Annotated in this window: 17 protein-coding genes; 8 read left to right on the top strand and 9 right to left on the bottom strand. The window is 64.5% G+C overall.

Annotated features, from left to right (window positions below; all coding sequences use genetic code 11):
* The first annotated feature begins 61 nt into the window (after nucleotides 1-61).
* Both ABNP31_RS20475 and ABNP31_RS20470 read left to right on the top strand, forming a co-directional pair.
* Nucleotides 62-337, top strand: coding sequence for a DUF1145 domain-containing protein (locus ABNP31_RS20475; RefSeq protein WP_023663398.1), 276 nt, complete (start codon nucleotides 62-64; stop codon nucleotides 335-337).
* Entirely contained in the window at nucleotides 330-1,088 is a 759-nt protein-coding gene (locus ABNP31_RS20470; protein WP_075046127.1) for a collagen-like triple helix repeat-containing protein, read from the top strand. The genes ABNP31_RS20475 and ABNP31_RS20470 overlap by 8 nt, the downstream gene beginning before the upstream one ends.
* A 150-nt stretch (nucleotides 1,089-1,238) precedes the next feature.
* Here ABNP31_RS20470 and ABNP31_RS20465 read toward each other — a convergent pair whose 3' ends face one another.
* The gene (locus ABNP31_RS20465; RefSeq protein ID WP_003258897.1) at nucleotides 1,239-1,703 is read right to left on the bottom strand and encodes a CopD family protein; all 465 of its coding nucleotides are present in this window, start codon (nucleotides 1,701-1,703) and stop codon (nucleotides 1,239-1,241) included.
* A gap of 98 nt (nucleotides 1,704-1,801) precedes the next feature.
* Here ABNP31_RS20465 and dinG point away from each other — a divergent pair, with 98 nt between their 5' ends.
* The 5 genes from dinG (at nucleotide 1,802) to pdxH (ending at nucleotide 9,408) form a co-directional block, all read left to right on the top strand.
* On the top strand, nucleotides 1,802-3,946 hold the full coding sequence (gene dinG, locus ABNP31_RS20460; protein WP_013973931.1) for an ATP-dependent DNA helicase DinG: 2,145 nt from the start codon (nucleotides 1,802-1,804) through the stop codon (nucleotides 3,944-3,946).
* An 81-nt stretch (nucleotides 3,947-4,027) separates the two neighbouring features.
* On the top strand, nucleotides 4,028-6,262 hold the full coding sequence (locus tag ABNP31_RS20455; protein ID WP_085665459.1) for a beta-galactosidase: 2,235 nt from the start codon (nucleotides 4,028-4,030) through the stop codon (nucleotides 6,260-6,262).
* A gap of 257 nt (nucleotides 6,263-6,519) precedes the next feature.
* Nucleotides 6,520-7,665, top strand: a complete 1,146-nt coding sequence (locus ABNP31_RS20450) for an EstA family serine hydrolase (RefSeq protein WP_025340366.1) — start codon at nucleotides 6,520-6,522, stop codon at nucleotides 7,663-7,665.
* A gap of 99 nt (nucleotides 7,666-7,764) precedes the next feature.
* Nucleotides 7,765-8,742 carry an OmpA family protein gene (locus ABNP31_RS20445; RefSeq protein WP_085614187.1) on the top strand — a complete coding sequence of 326 codons (978 nt, stop codon included), beginning with the start codon at nucleotides 7,765-7,767 and terminating at the stop codon, nucleotides 8,740-8,742.
* Between the two features lie 18 nt (nucleotides 8,743-8,760).
* Nucleotides 8,761-9,408, top strand: coding sequence for a pyridoxamine 5'-phosphate oxidase (gene pdxH / locus ABNP31_RS20440; RefSeq protein ID WP_085665460.1), 648 nt, complete (start codon nucleotides 8,761-8,763; stop codon nucleotides 9,406-9,408).
* Between the two features lie 143 nt (nucleotides 9,409-9,551).
* On the opposite strand, the gene ABNP31_RS20435 is transcribed toward pdxH, so the two are convergent.
* Nucleotides 9,552-9,785 (bottom strand): hypothetical protein, encoded by a 234-nt coding sequence (locus tag ABNP31_RS20435; protein WP_075046122.1) that lies wholly within the window; start codon nucleotides 9,783-9,785, stop codon nucleotides 9,552-9,554.
* A 146-nt stretch (nucleotides 9,786-9,931) separates the two neighbouring features.
* Here ABNP31_RS20435 and ABNP31_RS20430 point away from each other — a divergent pair, with 146 nt between their 5' ends.
* On the top strand, nucleotides 9,932-10,396 hold the full coding sequence (locus tag ABNP31_RS20430; RefSeq protein ID WP_013973925.1) for a glycine zipper 2TM domain-containing protein: 465 nt from the start codon (nucleotides 9,932-9,934) through the stop codon (nucleotides 10,394-10,396).
* A gap of 69 nt (nucleotides 10,397-10,465) precedes the next feature.
* On the opposite strand, the gene nhaA is transcribed toward ABNP31_RS20430, so the two are convergent.
* The 7 genes from nhaA to livH form a co-directional block, all read right to left on the bottom strand.
* Nucleotides 10,466-11,641, bottom strand: coding sequence for a Na+/H+ antiporter NhaA (gene nhaA, locus ABNP31_RS20425; RefSeq protein ID WP_350012707.1), 1,176 nt, complete (start codon nucleotides 11,639-11,641; stop codon nucleotides 10,466-10,468).
* A 312-nt stretch (nucleotides 11,642-11,953) separates the two neighbouring features.
* Nucleotides 11,954-13,561, bottom strand: coding sequence for an NAD(P)/FAD-dependent oxidoreductase (locus tag ABNP31_RS20420; RefSeq protein WP_046614721.1), 1,608 nt, complete (start codon nucleotides 13,559-13,561; stop codon nucleotides 11,954-11,956).
* 103 nt (nucleotides 13,562-13,664) lie between these two features.
* The gene (locus ABNP31_RS20415; RefSeq protein ID WP_350012706.1) at nucleotides 13,665-14,339 is read right to left on the bottom strand and encodes a COG3650 family protein; all 675 of its coding nucleotides are present in this window, start codon (nucleotides 14,337-14,339) and stop codon (nucleotides 13,665-13,667) included.
* A gap of 239 nt (nucleotides 14,340-14,578) precedes the next feature.
* Nucleotides 14,579-15,280: an ABC transporter ATP-binding protein gene (locus tag ABNP31_RS20410; protein ID WP_013973921.1), complete on the bottom strand. Its 702-nt coding sequence runs from the start codon at nucleotides 15,278-15,280 to the stop codon at nucleotides 14,579-14,581.
* The gene (gene livG, locus ABNP31_RS20405; protein ID WP_025340358.1) at nucleotides 15,281-16,048 is read right to left on the bottom strand and encodes a high-affinity branched-chain amino acid ABC transporter ATP-binding protein LivG; all 768 of its coding nucleotides are present in this window, start codon (nucleotides 16,046-16,048) and stop codon (nucleotides 15,281-15,283) included.
* Nucleotides 16,045-17,301: a high-affinity branched-chain amino acid ABC transporter permease LivM gene (locus ABNP31_RS20400; RefSeq protein ID WP_025340357.1), complete on the bottom strand. Its 1,257-nt coding sequence runs from the start codon at nucleotides 17,299-17,301 to the stop codon at nucleotides 16,045-16,047. The genes livG and ABNP31_RS20400 overlap by 4 nt, the downstream gene beginning before the upstream one ends.
* Complete coding sequence (livH, locus tag ABNP31_RS20395) at nucleotides 17,298-18,221, bottom strand: high-affinity branched-chain amino acid ABC transporter permease LivH (protein WP_025340356.1); 924 nt, start codon at nucleotides 18,219-18,221, stop codon at nucleotides 17,298-17,300. The genes ABNP31_RS20400 and livH overlap by 4 nt, the downstream gene beginning before the upstream one ends.
* Nucleotides 18,222-18,254: the final 33 nt, after the last annotated feature.

Genomic DNA, 18,254 nt, shown 5'->3' with positions numbered 1-18,254 from the left:
TGGTCGCACGGCCCGCTCGAACGGGCCGTCTCGACATAACAACAATTCATGGGGGCGGGATATGAGGTTCATCCTGGGCTTGGGCAAGGTCCTGACAGTCGCTTTCTGGGGTGTGGTGTTGTTCAATCAGTTGATGCCACAACCCTTGCCCTTCAATCTGCTGATCAACGCCGCCGGCATCACCTTGCTGGGCCTGCACCTGCTCGAAGTGCTGTTCTTCAATGGCAGCCTGCGCGGGCGCAGCCACCGCTGGTTCGATCGTTTGCAGATCCTGTTGACGGGTATCTTCCATGTCATGTCCATCCCCCGTGTGCAGGAGGCGCCGCGAAATGCGTAATCTGATGTTGCTGGCCATGTTGGCCGTTCCCCTGGCCCAGGCCGAAAGCCTGGAGGTCGCTGCCAATTCCATGCTGCGCCTGCCCGACAAGTCGGCAAGCGTGCACCTGGCACAGTTGCGTGTCGCCGATGCCGCAACCCTGCTGCTGCCTGCCACGCTCGCTGAGTTGAAGGTCGACCAGCTGGAGTTGGGGCGCGATGCACGTATCGCCATTGCACCTTCCGATAGCCCGTTGCTGATCGAGGCGCGCAGTGCGCGGCTGGGGGAGGGTAGCGAATTCAGTGCGCCGGGAGCGGCGGGTACTTACCAGCGGGGAGCCCGGTCGGGCCGCAGCCTGGACCTGAAACTGGCTGAAGTGGATGCCGAGCGCCTGGCCATCGATGCCCGTGGCGGTGCCGGTGCGCCGGGGTACGTGGGGCTCGATGGCGCCAACGGCCAGGCCGGTGGCTGCACCTGGGGCCAGGCTAGCCGCGGTGCCAATGGCGATGACGGCGGCAACGGGCACGATGGTGCGCCGGGTGGGCGCATCCGCTTGAGCGTGCCGCAGGGCTTCCCGCAAGAACGCATCGTGGTGCGCCTGGACGGCGGCGCACCGGGCAAGGCCGGGGCTGCTGGCAAGGCCGGCAAGGGCGGGGCTAGCAAGGGTTGCCTGGTGTACCGCACAGACGCCGGCGCCAATGGCCGGCCGGGGCAGCCGGGCCAGCCTGGGTTGGCCGGCGCTGCAGGTGAGCTGATTCTGCAGCGCCTCTGAAGCCTTGCCGCGCCCCCTGTAGGAGCGGCCTTGTGTCGCGATGGGCTGCGCAGCAGCCCCAGGATTTCAGCGCCTTCGCACAAATTGCCGGGGCTGCTGCGCAGCCCATCGCGACACAAGGCCGCTTCTACAGGGGCCGCGCAGATCCTGTCAGAGCATCAGCCGCGAACTGGCCACGGCTACCACCGCCAGGCCCAGCAGCAGGTTGATCCCCACCATCCGCCGAATCCGCCCCAGCACTGCCGCACCTGCCGGCCAGTCTTCGGCCTGCACCGCCGCCCTCAACTCCGGCAGCAGCAACGCCTGGATGCGCATGAACAGGGCAAACATGGCGATGCCTCCACCGATCATCACCTGCACATACTTCGGTGCAGTCTCGAAGCCGCTGAAGCGCATGTGCAACATGCCGATACCACTTATCGCCAAAATCGCCACGGCCAGCCAGACCCAACCGAAGAAGCGTCGGAAAACTTCCACCCACAAGCGCAGCCGGGCAGGCCCCTCAAGGGCTGCAACCGTTGCCGGGCGCAGCACAAGCCAGGCGAAGAACATGCCGCCGACCCACACCAGGGCGGCCAGGACATGCAGTGTGTAGGGCAGGGCAAAGGCAAGCATCCGGATCTCCATGCGGCATAAAGGGCAATAGCGGGGTATGATAGCCGCCCCATGCGAAACACTGAAAATATATCCAGCCCTCCGGGCGCCTGCAGACCATGATCAGCAACGAACTCAAAGCCACCATCCAGGGCGCCTATACGCGTTTTCTCGAAGCCAAGAGCCTCAAGCCGCGCTATGGCCAGCGCCTGATGATCGCCGAAGTGGCCAAGGTGCTCGGCGACATCGCCTGCGACGAAGAAGGCCGCCGTGCCGGCGAGCCTGCCGTGGTGGCAGTGGAGGCGGGCACCGGTACCGGCAAGACGGTGGCCTACAGCCTGGCTGCCATTCCGGCCGCCAAGGCCGCCGGCAAGCGCCTGGTGATCGCCACCGCCACCGTGGCGCTGCAGGAGCAGATCGTCTTCAAGGACCTGCCCGACCTCATGCGCAGCAGCGGGCTGAACTTCAGCTTCGCCCTGGCCAAGGGCCGTGGCCGCTACCTGTGCCTGTCCAAGCTCGACATCCTGCTGCAGGAGGGCCACGCCCAATCGGCCACCGCCCAGCTGTTCGAGGAAGAAGGCTTCCACATCGAAGTCGACGAGCGCAGCCAGAAGCTGTTCAACAGCATGATCGAGAAGCTTGCCGGCAACCGCTGGGACGGTGACCGCGACAGCTGGCCCGAAGCCCTGGAAGACCAGGACTGGGCGCGCCTGACCACCGACCACAGCCAGTGCACCGGCCGTCATTGCCCGAACTTCCAGCAGTGCGTGTTCTACAAGGCCCGCGAAGGCATGGGCAAGGTCGATGTGATCGTCACCAACCACGACATGGTGCTGGCCGACCTGGCCCTGGGCGGCGGCGCGGTATTGCCCGACCCGCGCGACACCATGTACGTGTTCGACGAAGGCCACCACCTGCCGGACAAGGCCATTGGCCATTTCGCCCACTATTCGCGCCTGCGTTCCACTGCCGACTGGCTGGAGCAGACCGCCAAGAACCTGACCAAGCTGCTGGCCCAGCACCCGCTGCCCGGTGACCTGGGCAAGTACATCGAACAGGTGCCGGAGCTTGCGCGGGAAGTGCGCACCCAGCAGCAGTTCATGTTCACCCTGTGCGAGCAGGTTGCCGACTTCCGCCCCAGCGAGGACAACGAAGGCCGTGAGCGCCCGCGCTACCGCTTCGAAGGCGGCGTGGTGCCGGAGCAGATTCGCGAAGTGGGCATCGAGCTGAAAAAGGGCTTTGCCCGCCTCAACGACCTGTTCACCCGCCTGGCCGACCTGCTCAAGGAGGGCATGGACGGTGAGGTCAACATCGGCATCGCCAGCCATCAGGCCGAGGAGTGGTACCCGCTGTTCGGTAGCCTGGTCACCCGTGCCCAGGGCAACTGGGAGCTGTGGACGGCCTTTACCGCCGAAGACCCGGAAGACAGCCCGCCCATGGCCCGCTGGCTGACCCTGGCCGAGAGCGGTGCGCTGTTCGATATCGAAGTCAACGCCAGCCCCATCCTGGCCGCCGAAATGCTTCGCCGCAGCCTGTGGAGCGTGGCCCATGGCGCGCTGGTGACCTCGGCGACGCTGACCGCGCTGGGCAAGTTCGACCGCTTCCGCATGCGCTCGGGGTTGCCGCGTGACGCGGTCACCTGCGTGGTGCCCAGCCCGTTCGTGCATGGCGATGCCGGCCTGCTGCGGGTCCCCGACCTCAAGGCCGACCCGAGGGATGCGGCCGCGCATACCGCAGCGATCATCCGCGAACTGCCGAACATCGTCGAAGATGCCCGCGGCGCGCTGGTGCTGTTCTCCTCGCGCAAGCAGATGCAGGACGTGTTCGATGGCCTGGACCGTGACTGGCGCAAGCTGGTGCTGATCCAGGGCAACCTGTCCAAGCAGGAAACCCTGAACAAGCACAAGGCGCGGGTCGACGATGGCCAGCACAGCGTGCTGTTCGGCCTGGCCAGCTTTGCCGAGGGTGTCGACCTGCCGGGTGCCTACTGCGAGCACGTGGTGATCGCCAAGATTCCCTTTGCCGTGCCCGACGACCCGGTCGAAGCGGCGTTGGCCGAGTGGATCGAAGCTCGCGGCGGCAACCCGTTCATGGAAATTGCCGTGCCCGACGCCTCGCTGCGGCTGATCCAGGCTTGCGGCCGCCTGCTGCGAACCGAACAGGATCGCGGTGTCATCACCTTGCTTGACCGGCGCCTGGTCACTCAGCGCTACGGCAAGGCTATTCTCAATGCGCTGCCGCCGTTCCGGCGGGAGATTTCCTGACCGCCGGAGCACACTTGCTCCGGCGCGATGTCCATTACTCAGTCGTGGGCCATGAGGGCCCTGAAGGAGAGCCCCAGCCTTATGGTCCGCCGTACCCTGCCCGCCATTTTCGCCCTGTTGTTCAGCTCGCCCTTGCTGGCTGGGCAGCAGACGCTGTTCAGCTTCGTGCGCCCGGCCTCGGTGGTCAACGTGGCGACCGAGGATGCCGGCATGCCGCAGTACAACGCGGAGCAGACGGCCGAAGGCGAAGTGTTGCGGCGCGTGGTGTTCAACCCGGCCCAGCGGCCGACCCTGCGCCTCAGCCCGCAAAGCGGTGTGTGGGATTGGTCCGGCGGTCAGTTCCTGACCTTGCGCCTGCAAAGCGCGATGGATTGGGCGCTGACCGTGGACGTCATGGTGCAGGGCAGTGATGGCCGCACGTTGACCAGCCGCATTGACCTTCCGGCCGGTCCTGCGCAAACCGTGATGGTACCGCTGACGGCCAGCTCGCCGCTGAGCCAGGGCATGCGCGCCGGCCCGCCCATGCCCTGGAACCATGGCGGCCAGCGCCTGCTGCTGACCAGCAGCGCCGGCGCGGTCGACCTCAAGCAGGTGGCGTCGGTCAGCCTGAGTATCCCCAACCCCAAGGTGGCGCAGAACCTGCTGATCGAGCGGGTTGGCATCCAGGATGACGACCAGGCCTACAAGGCGGCCTACCATGAGCTGATCGATGCCTATGGCCAGTACACCCGCGGCCATTGGCCTGAAAAGGTTGCCAATGACGAGCAGCTCAAGGCGGCCGATGCACGCGAGCAGCAACAGCTCAAAGGCTGGCTGGCAGAGCGCGGCAAGCAGCAGCTGGATGCATACGGTGGCCTGCTGGCCGGGCCGGCGTTCGAGGCCAAAGGCTTCTTCCGCACCGAAAAGCGTGACGGCCGCTGGTACCTGGTAACGCCCGAGGGGCATCCGTTCTATTCCCTGGGGGTGAATGCCGTGGCCGCGGATGGCGGGCGTACCTACGTCGCCGGGCGTGAGGGGATGTTCAAGGCGTTGCCGGGCGAGGGTGATGCACTGGCCGCATTCTATGGCGATGGCAACAACGACGACGGCAACCCCTCGTCGCAAGGGCGCAACTTCAAACAGGGGCGCTGGTTCGATTTCTATGCCGCCAACCTGCAGCGCACCTATGGCAAACCCTGCCCGCCCGCCGTAGAAGGGCAGCCGGCCAACTGCCCACCATTGGCGCTGGATAGCGCACGCTGGCAGGCGCATGCGCTCGACCGCCTGCAGGCCTGGGGTTTCAACACGGTCGGAAACTGGAGCGAGCCGGCCCTGGGCCAGGCCAGGCGTATACCGTACACCTTGCCGCTATCGATCGTGGGGGATTACGCCAGCATCAGCACCGGCATGGACTGGTGGGGCCGCATGCCCGACCCGTTCGACCCGCGTTTTGCCATGGCTACCGAGCGCGCCGTGGCCATTGCCGCCCGCGATCACCGTGACGACCCCTGGCTGATCGGTTATTTCGCCGACAACGAACTGGCCTGGGCCGCCCCCGGTAGCGACCCGAAGGCGCGTTACGGCCTGGCCTACGGTACCTTGCGCCTGACCACCGATGTACCGGCCAAGCGCGCCTTCCTCAAGCAGTTGCGTGACAAGTACCGCAACCAGGAAGGGCTGTCCAAGGCCTGGGGCATCGAGCTGACCGCTTGGGAACTGATGGAGGACCCGGGCTTCGAGGCACCGTTGCCCGACCCGGAGCACCCGGAAATCGAGCGTGACTACCAGCACTTCCAGCAGGTGTTCGCCGAAACCTACTTCAGGACCATTGCCGACTCGTTGAAGTGGCATGCGCCCAATCACCTGCTGCTGGGGGGCCGCTATGCCGTCAGCACGCCGGAGGCGGTCAAGGCCTGCGCGGAGTTCTGCGATGTGCTCAGCTTCAACTTCTATACCCTCAAGCCGCAGGATGGCTACGACTTCGCCCGCCTGGCCGAGCTGGACAAGCCGGTGTTGGTGTCCGAGTTCCAGTTCGGCTCGCGCGATCGCGGGCCGTTCTGGCCGGGGCCGCTGGAAGTGGCGCGGGAAGAAGACCGTGGCCCGGCCTACGGCAACTTCCTCAAGGCGGCCCTGGCGCAGCCGATGATCGTTGGCGCGCACTGGTTCCAGTACCTCGACCAGCCGGCCAGCGGCCGCCTGCTCGATGGCGAGAACGGCCACCTCGGGTTGGTGGCGATCACCGATATGCCATACCCGGGGTTTGTCGATGCCGTGCGCAAGAGCAACTTGCAGGCAATGAGCCAGCTGCGCGCCCAACTGGAAAAACCGGCGCCCTAGCAACCGGCTGACGCGGTCTGGTGTAGGAGCGGCCTTGTGTCGCGATGGGCTGCGCAGCAGCCCCAGGATCTCCGCCGCAATGCACAATTTGCCGGGGCTGCTGCGCAGCCCATCGCGACACAAGGCCGCTCCTACAGGAGCACCGTTCGTCCTGGCTGCCATTCGTCGCGACCACTTGGCCCAAGCCAGTTTGCAAAACACGCAACTACTGAAACAATGCACACCATTTTCGGAATTGGTCGTACGGAGAACAGCGGGTGCAGATCCAGGGTCACTATGAGCTGAAGTTCGAAGCAGTGCGCGAAGCCTTTGCCGCGCTGTTCGATGATCCCCAGGAGCGTGGCGCCGCGCTGTGCATCCAGGTTGGTGGCGAAACCGTGGTCGACCTGTGGGCCGGCAGTGCCGACAAGGACGGCCAGCAGGCCTGGCACAGCGATACCATCGCCAACCTGTTCTCCTGCACCAAGACCTTCACCGCTGTCACCGCCCTGCAACTGGTCGGCGAGGGCAAGCTGGCCCTCGATGCGCCGGTGGCCAACTACTGGCCCGAGTTCGCCCAGGCAGGCAAACAGGCGATCACCCTGCGCCAGCTGCTCAGCCACCGTGCCGGCTTGCCGGCCATCCGTGAGCTGCTGCCGGCCGAAGCGCTGTATGACTGGCAGGCCATGGTCGATGCGCTGGCTGCCGAAACGCCCTGGTGGACACCCGGCACCGAGCACGGCTATGCCGCCATTACCTACGGCTGGCTGATCGGCGAGCTGATCCGCCGTGCCGACGGCCGTGGCCCCGGCGACTCGATCGTGGCCCGTACCGCTCGGCCGTTGGGGCTGGATTTTCATGTCGGCCTGGCGGACGATGAGTTTTATCGCGTGGCGCACATCGCCCGTGGCAAGGGCAACGCCGGGGACGCTGCGGCGCAGCGCCTGCTGCAGGTGACCATGCGCGAGCCCGAGGCCCTGTCGACCCGTGCCTTCACCAACCCGCCGGCGATCCTGACCAGTACCAACAAGCCGGAGTGGCGGCGCATGCAGCAGCCAGCGGCCAATGGCCATGGCAATGCGCGCAGCCTGGCGGGCTTCTATGCCGGGTTGCTTGACGGCAGCCTGCTCGAATCCGAACTGCTCGACGAACTGACCCGTGAGCACAGCCTCGGGCAGGATCGCACCCTGCTCACCCAGACCCGTTTTGGCCTGGGCTGCATGCTCGACCAGCCCGACGTGGCCAATGCCACGTTCGGCCTCGGGGCCCGCGCCTTCGGCCACCCAGGTGCTGGTGGCTCGGTCGGTTTCGCTGACCCGGAACACGATGTGGCCTTCGGTTTCGTGGTCAATACCCTTGGCCCTTATGTGCTCATGGACCCGCGAGCCCAGAAACTGGTACGCGTCCTTGCCAGTTGCCTTTGATCGGGTAATGCGGGTGTTGCCCCACCCCTTTGACTATCCTCAATGCCAACGCCTGAAAGGCGTAGGCAAAATTTCTTTCTATTTCATGGTGTATCGCTGATGTCTTCACACAAAACCTTAGCACTCGCCCTGTGCCTGACCGCCGTTACCGGCTGCGCCAGTCACCCCCAGGACGGCTCGAAGGACAGCGCCTCGAGCTGGTGGCCCTTCGGTTCGGACAAGGTTGCCGAGCAGGAAGTGAAGCAAGCCGTCACGGAAAACGTGGCCAAGGCCGACGCCAAGTCCGACAACGCCAGCCGTTGGTGGTGGCCGTTCGGCGGTGAAGAGAAGCAGGCAAAGGGGCCGGTGGTACCGAAGATCGACCAGAAGGCCACCCAGGCCTGGCTGGACGAGTACGAGCCCAAGCTGCGTGAGGCGATCAAGGGCAGCAAGCTGGAACTGGAGCGCCGTGACAACGTGCTGGCCGTAACCATCCCGGTGGACAGCTCGTACAACCCTGATCGTCCGAACATGCTGTTGCCGATGACTCTGGGCCCGATCACTCGTGTGGCCAAGACTGTCGAGGGCGATGCCAAGACCGCCGTGCTGGTGCTCGGCCATGCCGACAGCAGCGGTGTCGCTGCCGCCAACCAGAAGCTCAGCCTGGAGCGCGCCGCTTCGGTGTCGGCCATTTTCCGCCTCAGCGGCCTGCAGCGTGATCGCCTGAACCTCAAGGGCATGGGCTCGGAAATGCCGCGCGCCGCCAACGACAGCGCCGAGGGCCGTGCCCTGAACCGCCGTGTGGAAATGCTGCTGACCCCGCAGAACACCATGGTCGCCCTGCTGGCCAAGTACCAGCAAGCCGCCCCGGCGCGGGCCCCGATGGTGGCGGTGCAGGACGTCAAGGCGCCTGCCGCCAAGCCTGCCGACAGCAAGCCGGCCACCAAGGCTGCGGCGAAGAAGCCTGTAACCAAAGCCAAGGCCAAGGCGCCAGCCAAGACCACGGCCAAGAAAAAAGCCGCGCCGGCCAAGCCCGTCGCCAAGAAAGCTACCACTGACAAGAAAGTAGCTGCCAACAGCCCTGCGAAGACCAACTGATCGTCAAGGAACGCAGCAATGACCCAATCCCTGGCCGATATGCGCCGCGACTACACCCGTGATGGCCTGGCCGAAGCCCAGGCCCCGGGGGAGCCGTTCGCCCTGTTCCACCAGTGGTTCGCCGATGCGGTGAAAACCGAGCAGGTACCGGTGGAGGCCAACGCCATGACCTTGGCCACTGTCGATGGTGACGGCCGCCCTCACTGCCGTATCTTGCTGCTGAAGGGGCTCGATGAGCGTGGTTTCACCTTCTTCACCAACTACGATAGTGCCAAGGGCCAGCAACTGCTGGTCAACCCTTTCGCCGCCATGACCTTCTTCTGGCCGGCACTGGAGCGCCAGGTGCGCATTGAAGGGCGGGTGGAAAAGGTCACGCCCCAGGAGTCTGACGCCTACTACCAGGTGCGCCCGCTGGGCAGCCGCCTGGGGGCCTGGGCTTCGCCGCAGAGCCAGGTGATTGCCGGCCGTGAGGAGCTGGAGGGGCTGGTCAAGGCCACCGAGGCGCGCTTTTCCGACACCCAGCCGCATTGCCCGGAACATTGGGGTGGGTATCGTTTGCTGCCTGAACGCATCGAGTTCTGGCAGGGGCGGGCCAGCCGCCTGCATGACCGACTGAACTACCGGCTGGTGGATGGGCAATGGCTGCGGGAGCGGTTGGCGCCCTGAGATTGTTGGGGCCGCTTTGCGGCCCTTTCGCGACACGAGGCCGCTCCTACAGGGAGCCGCGTCAGTTGCCGGGATCGCGATCCCCTGTAGGAGCGGCCTTGTGTCGCGAAAGGGCTGCGCAGCAGCCCCGGCACTCCATCAGGCTACCCCGGATACCCCGCAGCCGCCCGCTCCAACCACCCCGCCAACTGCTTGCGCCCCACCTTCTCCACCCGCGCCTGCTCCAGCCTTTGCAGCATATACGTGCGTTTTGCAGGGTCCGCCCCAGCCAGCGACAACGCCAGGTCACGGTCCATCCAGCGGCGCATGCGCACATACAGCCACCAGTGGAAGTACAACCCCGCAACGGTGGTGACCACGACGATGAAGTAATCCATGGCTATCCTTGGTCTCACTTGAAAGGCCTCGACACAGCCACGCAGGCTGTCCCTTGGCTGAATGAAAACAATTTTATTACGTTTGTACCGTGACAGCCGTCAACGTGCAGCGTCTAATGAGCACCTGACTTATGGAGACTTTACCCATGCGTAAATCCGCTTTGCTGGTGGCGACCTTTACCACCATGTCGCTGTTGCTGGGTGGCTGTGCCTCGAGCCTGACCGGTGACAGCTACTCCCGTGATGAGGCCCGCCGCGTGCAAACCGTGCGCATGGGCACCATCGAGTCCCTGCGCCCGGTCAAGATCGAAGGCACCAAGACCCCGATCGGCGGTGGTGCTGGCGCCATCGTCGGTGGCGTGGCCGGCAGCGCCGTGGGTGGGGGCCGTGGCAGCATCGTCGCCGCCGTGATTGGTGCCGTTGCCGGTGGCCTGGCCGGTTCCGCCGCCGAAGAAGGCCTGACTCGTACCCAGGGTGTCGAAATTACCGTGCGTGAGGATGATGGCAGCATGCGTGCCTATGTGCAGGCCGTGCAGCAGAATGAGATCTTCCGCGTTGGCGACCGCGTGCGCATCATGACCGTCGATGGCACCAGCCGCGTCACGCACTGACCGTAGCCCAACAAGACAAAACCCCGACATGGCGCTCGCCAGTCGGGGTTTTTTCATGCTGCGGCCAGGTCAGCCGACGTTGTGCTTGCGGCTGGCCATGGCGGTTACCGCATAGCCGATCACGGCGGCGAAGAACGAGCCGGTGAGAATACCCATGCGGTCCATTCCGGCGTAATCACTGCTGCCAGGCACAAAGGCGAGCGAGCCAACGAACAGGCTCATGGTGAAGCCGATACCGCAAAGTATCGCCACACCCAGCAATTGCCCCCAACTGGCGCCTGCAGGCAGCGCGGCCAGGCGCAGCTTGACCGCGACCCAGGTCAGGCCGAAGACACCCACGGTCTTGCCCAGCAGCAGCCCGACGGCGATGCCCAGTGGCACCGGGTGGGTGAAGCTTTCTACGGTCATGCCTGCCAGCGATACACCGGCATTGGCGAAAGCGAACAGCGGCAGGATGGCGTAGGCGACCCAAGGATGCAGGGCGTGTTCCAGGGCGAGCAGTGGCGAGCGTTCGGCATGGCGCGTGCGCAGCGGGATGCACAGGGCCAGGGCAACCCCGGCCAGGGTGGCATGCACACCGCTCTTGAGCACGCAGACCCACAGGATCAGGCCAACTACCATGTACGGCCCAAGCTTGACCACGCCAAGCCGGTTCATGGCCACCAGCACTACCAGGCAGGCGGCGGCCAGCAGCAGCGACACGCTCGACAGGGTGCCCGAGTAGAACAGGGCAATGACGATGATCGCACCCAGGTCGTCGATGATCGCCAGGGTCATCAGGAACAGTTTCAGCGACACCGGCACGCGCTTGCCCAGCAAGGCCAGTACGCCGAGGGCGAAGGCGATGTCGGTGGCGGTGGGGATCGCCCAGCCGGCCACGGCCGCCGGGTTGTCACGGTTGATGAACCAGTAGATCAGTGCCGGTATCACCATGCCGCCCACGGCGGCGGTGGCAGGCAGGATCACCTGGGAGGGCTTGGACAGGTGGCCGTCGACCACCTCGCGCTTGACCTCCAGGCCGATGAGCAGGAAGAACAGGGCCATCAGGCCGTCGTTGATCCACAGCAGCAGCGGTTTGGCGATGTGCAGCGCGCCGACCTGGACGGCGACGGGGACGTCGAGCAGGCCGCTGTACAGGTAGGACAGCGGCGAGTTGTTGATGACCAGGGCCAGGATGGCCGCAGCGATCAGCAACAGGCCGCTGGCGGCTTCGAGCTGGAAGAAGCGGGTGAACAGGCTACGCACGGGCTATAGGCTCTCCATGAGCAGTTGACGATGGAACGGGCGTACACCCTAGCCTGTGACGATATGCTTTCAAACAAAAACTATATTCGTTTTTGTTATATGTTGTTACTGGCTGGGCTGAGGGAAGCCTAGATGCAGATGGGGAAAGAGTGGGGAGGGGAAGTCTGATGTTTGTTGTGGATTTTTCTGATGTCTGCAGTGGCCCTTTCGCGGGTAAACCCGCTCCCACAGGTACTTCACAGTCTGCAATACCTGTGCAGTACCTGTGGGAGCGGGTTTACCCGCGAAGAGGCCCTGGCATGTAATAAAGGCTCAGAGGCCGAGCATATCCCGCGCCACCGCCTCGGCGATACGAATGCCATCGACACCTGCCGACAGGATCCCGCCCGCATACCCAGCCCCTTCACCCGCCGGGAACAGCCCCTTCAGGTTCAGGCTCTGGAAGTCCTCACCGCGGGTAATGCGCAGCGGCGACGAGGTGCGGGTCTCGATCCCGGTCAACACTGCATCATGCAGGTTGTAGCCCTTGATCTGCCGGTCGAACGCCGGCAGTGCCTCGCGAATGGCCTCGATGGCGAAGTCCGGCAGGCTCGGCGCCAGGTCGCCCAGGGTCACGCCCGGTTTGTAGGACGGCTCGACACTGCCCAGTGCAGTCGACGGCCGGCCGGCGACGAAGTCACCCACCAGCTGCGCCGGGGCCTGGTAGTTGCTGCCGCCCATCACGTAGGCGTGGGCTTCCAGGCGCTCCTGCAGCTCGATGCCGGCCAGCGGGCCGCCCGGGTAATCGCGTTCGGGGTCGATGCCGACGACGATGCCGGAGTTGGCGTTGCGCTCGTTACGCGAGTACTGGCTCATGCCGTTGGTAACCACCCGGCCTGGCTCGCTGGTGGCGGCGACCACGGTGCCACCCGGGCACATGCAGAAGCTGTACACCGAACGGCCGTTCTTGGCGTGGTACACCAGCTTGTAGTCGGCGGCACCAAGTTTCGGGTGACCGGCGTACTTGCCCAGGCGCGCCTTGTCGATCAGCGTTTGCGGGTGTTCGATGCGGAAACCCACCGAGAACGGCTTGGCTTCCATGTACACGCCCTTGGCGTGCAGCATGCGGAAGGTGTCGCGGGCACTGTGGCCCAGGGCCAGCACCACATGGCGCGAGTGCAGCTGTTCGCCGCTCTCCAGCACCACGCCGGTCAGCTGCCCATCCTCGATCAGCAGGTCGGTGACCTTCTGCTGGAAGCGCACTTCGGCGCCGAGGGCGATCATGTCCTGACGCATCTGCTCGACCATGCCGGTGAGGCGGAAGGTGCCGATGTGCGGCTTGTTGATATACAGGATTTCGTCTGGCGCACCGGCCTTGACGAACTCTTCCAGCACTTTGCGGCCGTGGTGCTGCGGGTCCTTGATCTGGCTGTACAGCTTGCCGTCGGAGAAGGTACCGGCGCCGCCTTCGCCGAACTGCACGTTGGACTCGGGGTTGAGCACGCTCTTGCGCCACAGGCCCCAGGTGTCCTTGGTGCGCTGGCGCACTTCCTTGCCGCGCTCGAGGATGATCGGCTTGAAGCCCATCTGTGCCAGCAACAGGCCGGCGAAGATGCCGCACGGGCCGAAGCCGACCACGATCGGGCGCTCCTGCAGATCGGCAGGGGCCTGGCCGACGAACTTGTAGGTCACATCTGGCGCCGGGCCGATGTTGCGATCGTCGGCGAACTTGCTGAGCAGTTCGGCTTCGTTGCTGGCTTCCAGGTCGATGGTGTAGATGAACAGCAGTTCGCTGTTCTTCTTGCGCGCATCGTAGCTGCGCTTGAACAGGTTGAAGCTGAGCAGTTGCTCGTCGCGGATGCCCAGGCGCTGGACGATGGCTTCACGCAGGGCTTCGTCGGGATGGTCCAGGGGCAGCTTCAGTTCGGTGATTCGTAGCATGGCAGGGTCCAGTATCCCGGCCATGGGCGGCCGGCGGCTTTACACAAACCGCCAAGTATAAGCTGTTCGCCGCCCCGACTGGCAGGATAAAAGCGCCCGGCGATCAGTTGTCGCGCGCACCGCCGTAGTAACCGCAGCCCTGCAGGGTCTTGCCGTCGATGCGCAGTTCGGCGCGCAGGTGGTGGATGGCACCGGTGGCGGTGTCTACGCAGCGTTGTGGCGCGACCCACAGCTCCACGTGCTGGCCGTTGGCTTCGCTGGTCAGGGTCAGGCCGCCGCCGGGCACTTCTTCTTCCAGGAAGGGCAGGGGCAGGGGTTCCTGGCCGACGCGGTTGAGCACCATGCCTTTGCCGCTGGCCTTGATGTCCCATTCCGGCTCATGGCCGTTGGCGCGCAGGGTCAGCTGCTTGAAGTTGGGGTCTTCACAAGCGCGGGTGGAAGGTTCCAGGCGGTACAGGCGACGAACTTCCAGCTGGCCGTCGTTGTTGGCCTGCCTGCTGCCGGTGAGGCGGCCACGGACGTCGGCGAACAGCTTGTCGTTGGCGTCCTTGGCGAGGTTGGCGGCTTCCTGCAGGATGCCGGTGGCGGCGACGTCGTTGATCACGAAAGTGCGGCTTTCGCTGCACGGCTTGAACAGCAGCTGGCCACCGGCAGCACGCAACTCGCCCTGCATGCGCGTGGTGCCGATGTTCGGGTCGCTGGGGGCGTCAGCCATGAGCTGGCAGCCGGCGAACAGGGGCAGCAGGGCGGTGAGCAGCAGGGTGGGGGTGAGGCGCATGGGGCGGGCTCCGGGGGGATCTTTTGCCAAGGAGCTGGCCACGTTACTCAGGCTTTGCCGGGATCACAAGTTTTCGGTCAACTGTGCTGGCTTCTTCGCGGGTAAACCCGCTCCCACAGAGATAGTGCAAGGCTTGAGTGTGGCGCCGTACCTGTGGGAGCGGGTTTACCCGCGAAGAGGGCTGCACAGGCGACACAAAACCGGCAGGCAGAAAAAAGGGCCCGAAGGCCCTTTTCCCATCAACCCCCCAGGTACGCGTCGCGCACCTTCGGGTCGGTCAACAGTGCTTCCCCAGTACCCTGCATCACCACCCGGCCGTTCTCCAGCACATACGCCCGGTCAGCGATCTTCAGCGCCTGGTTGGCGTTCTGCTCCACCAGGAACACCGTCACGCCATCACGGCGCAGCTGTTCGATGATGTCGAAGATCTGCTGGATGATGATCGGCGCCAGGCCCAGCGAGGGCTCGTCGAGCAGCAGCAGCTTGGGTTTGCTCATCAGCGCCCGGCCAATGGCGAGCATCTGCTGCTCGCCACCGGACATGGTGCCGCCACGCTGGATATAACGCTCCTTCAGGCGCGGGAACAGCTGCAGCACTTTGTCCAGCTGCTCCTGGTAATCGCCCTTGTCGGTGAAGAAACCGCCCATCGCCAGGTTTTCCTCGACGGTCAGGCGGGAGAACACGCGGCGGCCTTCCGGCACCACCGCGATGCTCTTGCGCATGATGTGCGAGGACGGCTGGCCGACCAGTTCTTCACCCAGGTACTTGATGCTGCCGCTGTGCGCCTGCGGCGAGCCGCACAGGGTCATCAGCAAGGTCGACTTGCCGGCACCGTTGGCGCCGATCAGGGTAACGATCTCGCCCTGGTTGATCTCCACGTTGACGCTGTGCAGCGCCTGGATCTTGCCGTAGAAGGTGGAAACGTTCTCGAACTTCAGCATTTACGCTTCCCCCAGGTAGGCTTTGATCACGTCAGGGTTGTCGCGGATCTCTTCCGGCGTGCCGTGGGCCAGGGGGGTGCCCTGGTTGATCACCACGATATGGTCGGAAATGCTCATCACCAGCTTCATGTCGTGCTCGATCAGCAGCACGGTGACGTTGTGCGACTCACGCAGGTAGGCGATCAGCGCCTTGAGGTCTTCGGTCTCCTTCGGGTTCAGGCCCGCTGCCGGTTCGTCGAGCATGATGATGCGCGGCTGGGTCATCATGCAGCGGGCGATTTCCAGGCGGCGCTGCTGGCCGTAGGCGAGGGTGCCGGCGGTACGGTTGGCGAACTCGGTCAGGTTGACCTTCTCCAGCCAGTACTGCGCGCGCTCCATGGCCTCCTTCTCGCTGCGGCGGAAGTTCGGGGTCTTGAACAGGCCGGCGAAGAAGTTGGTGTTCAGGTGGCGGTGCTGGGCGATCAGCAGGTTTTCCAGCGCGGTCATTTCCTTGAACAGGCGCACGTTCTGGAAGGTCCGCACCACGCCCTTGCGGGCGATCTGGTGCCCGGCCAGGCCTTGGATCGGCTGGCCATCGAGCAGGATGGTGCCGCCGCTGGGCTTGTAGAAGCCGGTCAGGCAGTTGAACACCGTGGTCTTGCCGGCGCCGTTCGGGCCGATCAGTGCCACCACCTGTTTTTCCTTGACGGTCAGGCCCACGCCGTTGACCGCCAACAAGCCGCCGAAGCGCATGCTCAGGCCGCTGACTTGCAGAATTTCGCGGCTCATCGACGCAGCTCCATGTGTGGACGTTGCATAGGCAGCAGGCCTTGCGGACGCCAGATCATCATCAACACCATCAGCGCACCGAACATCAGCATCCGGTATTCGCTGAACTCACGCATCAGCTCGGGCAGCAAGATCATCACGATGGCCGCGAGGATCACGCCCAGTTGTGAGCCCATGCCGCCGAGCACGACGATGGCGAGGATGATCGCCGACTCGATGAAGGTGAACGACTCCGGCGTCACCAGGCCCTGGCGCGCAGCGAAGAAGCTGCCGGCGAAACCGGCGAAGCAGGCACCCAGGGTGAATGCCGACAGCTTGATCACGGTCGGGTTCAGGCCCAGTGCACGGCAGGCGATCTCGTCTTCGCGCAGGGCTTCCCAGGCGCGGCCGATCGGCATGCGCAGCAGGCGGTTGATCACGAACAGCGCCAGCAGGGCCAGCAGCAGGGCCACCAGGTAGAGGAAGATGACCTTGTTGATCGAGTTGTATTCCAGCCCGAAGAACTCATGGAAGGTCTGCATGCCCTCGGCGGCACGGCGTTCGAAAGTCAGGCCGAAGAGCTCTGGCTTGGGGATGTTGCTGATGCCGTTGGGGCCGCCGGTCCAGTCGGTGAGGTTACGCAGGAACAGGCGGATGATCTCGCCGAAGCCGAGGGTCACGATCGCCAGGTAGTCACCGCGCAGGCGCAACACCGGGAAGCCGAGCAGGAAGCCGAAGGTAGCGGCCATCAGGCCGGCGATCGGCAGGCATACCCAGAAGCTCCAGCCCAGGTAGTGCGAGAGCATGGCGTAGCTGTAGGCGCCGACGGCATAGAAACCGACGTAACCGAGGTCGAGCAGGCCTGCCAGACCGACCACGATGTTCAGGCCCAGGCCCAGCAACACGTAGATCAGGATCAGCGTGGCAATGTCGACCGCACCGCGCGAGCCGAAGAACGGCCATACCAGTGCCGCGACGATCAGGCCCATGATCACGTAGCGCTGGGTTTTCGGCAGGGTCAGGTAGTTGCTGACCGCCGGCGGGATCAGCTTGCGATCCGAACGGCGGCCCATTACCGAGTTCCACTGCTTGTCGAACAGCACGCGCAGGAACATCAGCACCGAGCACAGGGCAATGATGCTGAGGTTGAACGAGCCCTGGCTGTGCACGGACAGGCTGATGCCGTCGATGCTCAGTTTCAGGCCCAGTACCGGGAAGGCCACGGCCCATACCAGCAAGGCGCTGAAGAACGCCTGTTTGAGATTTCTGTTCATACTTTTTCAACCTCCGGGCGGCCCAGGATGCCGGTCGGCCGGAATAGCAGGACAAGAACCAACAAGCCGAATGCCACCACGTCCTTGTACTGGTCGCCGAAGATATCGGCACCGAACGCTTCGGCCACGCCTAGCACCAGCCCGCCGAGCATGGCGCCCGGGATGCTGCCGATGCCACCCAGCACCGCCGCGGTGAAGGCCTTCAGGCCCACCAGGAAACCGGCGTTGGGGTTGATCACCCCGTACTGCATGCTCAGCAGCACGGCCGCCACCGCCGCCAGGGCGGCACCGATGACGAAGGTGAGGGCGATGATGTTGTTGGTGTTGATGCCCAGCAGGTTGGCCATCTTGATGTCCTCGGCGCAGGCGCGGCAGGCGCGGCCCAGGCGGGAACGGGAGATGAACAGGGTGAGGCAGGTCATGGCCACCAGGGTGACCACGAACACCAGGATCTGCATGTAGCTGATCAGTACTTCCTCCGCGCCGCCCGGCCCGAACGAGAAGCTTCCGGGGATCAGGTTGGGGATGGACTTGTCCTTGGAGTCTTGCGAAAGCAAGACGGTGTTCTGCAGGAAGATCGACATGCCGATGGCGGAAATCAGCGGGATCAGTCGGTTGCTGTTGCGCAGGGGGCGGTAGGCAACCCGTTCGATGCTGTAGCCATAGGCACTGGTGACGAAGATCGTCGCGACGAAGGCGACGGTCATCAGGATCGGCAGCGAATGGATACCCATCATGGCCAGGCCCGCCAGGGCGATGAAGGCCACGTAGGAACCGATCATGTACACCTCGCCGTGGGCGAAGTTGATCATGCCAATGATGCCGTACACCATCGTGTAGCCGATGGCGATCAAGGCATAGGTGCTGCCGATGGTCAATCCATTAACCAGTTGTTGGAAGAAATGGTAGATCTCAGGCATTACAGCGCTCCTAAAAACCTGATTTGCATTTCG

It is taken from the genome of Pseudomonas asiatica (assembly GCF_040214835.1).
In the GTDB taxonomy this organism is placed as follows: domain Bacteria; phylum Pseudomonadota; class Gammaproteobacteria; order Pseudomonadales; family Pseudomonadaceae; genus Aquipseudomonas; species Aquipseudomonas putida_Z.
This window is presented reverse-complemented; position numbering and strand designations above follow the sequence as displayed.

What these genes read in the sequence shown, in the direction of transcription:
- ABNP31_RS20475 (WP_023663398.1), top strand. Translation starts at nt 62, where the DNA reads ATGAGGTTCATCCTGGGCTTGGGCAAGGTCCTGACAGTCGCTTTCTGG.
- ABNP31_RS20470 (WP_075046127.1), top strand. Translation starts at nt 330, where the DNA reads ATGCGTAATCTGATGTTGCTGGCCATGTTGGCCGTTCCCCTGGCCCAG.
- ABNP31_RS20465 (WP_003258897.1), bottom strand. Translation starts at nt 1,703, where the DNA reads ATGCTTGCCTTTGCCCTGCCCTACACACTGCATGTCCTGGCCGCCCTG.
- dinG (WP_013973931.1), top strand. Translation starts at nt 1,802, where the DNA reads ATGATCAGCAACGAACTCAAAGCCACCATCCAGGGCGCCTATACGCGT.
- ABNP31_RS20455 (WP_085665459.1), top strand. Translation starts at nt 4,028, where the DNA reads ATGGTCCGCCGTACCCTGCCCGCCATTTTCGCCCTGTTGTTCAGCTCG.
- ABNP31_RS20445 (WP_085614187.1), top strand. Translation starts at nt 7,765, where the DNA reads ATGTCTTCACACAAAACCTTAGCACTCGCCCTGTGCCTGACCGCCGTT.
- pdxH (WP_085665460.1), top strand. Translation starts at nt 8,761, where the DNA reads ATGACCCAATCCCTGGCCGATATGCGCCGCGACTACACCCGTGATGGC.
- ABNP31_RS20435 (WP_075046122.1), bottom strand. Translation starts at nt 9,785, where the DNA reads ATGGATTACTTCATCGTCGTGGTCACCACCGTTGCGGGGTTGTACTTC.
- ABNP31_RS20430 (WP_013973925.1), top strand. Translation starts at nt 9,932, where the DNA reads ATGCGTAAATCCGCTTTGCTGGTGGCGACCTTTACCACCATGTCGCTG.
- ABNP31_RS20420 (WP_046614721.1), bottom strand. Translation starts at nt 13,561, where the DNA reads ATGCTACGAATCACCGAACTGAAGCTGCCCCTGGACCATCCCGACGAA.
- ABNP31_RS20415 (WP_350012706.1), bottom strand. Translation starts at nt 14,339, where the DNA reads ATGCGCCTCACCCCCACCCTGCTGCTCACCGCCCTGCTGCCCCTGTTC.
- ABNP31_RS20410 (WP_013973921.1), bottom strand. Translation starts at nt 15,280, where the DNA reads ATGCTGAAGTTCGAGAACGTTTCCACCTTCTACGGCAAGATCCAGGCG.
- livG (WP_025340358.1), bottom strand. Translation starts at nt 16,048, where the DNA reads ATGAGCCGCGAAATTCTGCAAGTCAGCGGCCTGAGCATGCGCTTCGGC.
- ABNP31_RS20400 (WP_025340357.1), bottom strand. Translation starts at nt 17,301, where the DNA reads ATGAACAGAAATCTCAAACAGGCGTTCTTCAGCGCCTTGCTGGTATGG.
- livH (WP_025340356.1), bottom strand. Translation starts at nt 18,221, where the DNA reads ATGCCTGAGATCTACCATTTCTTCCAACAACTGGTTAATGGATTGACC.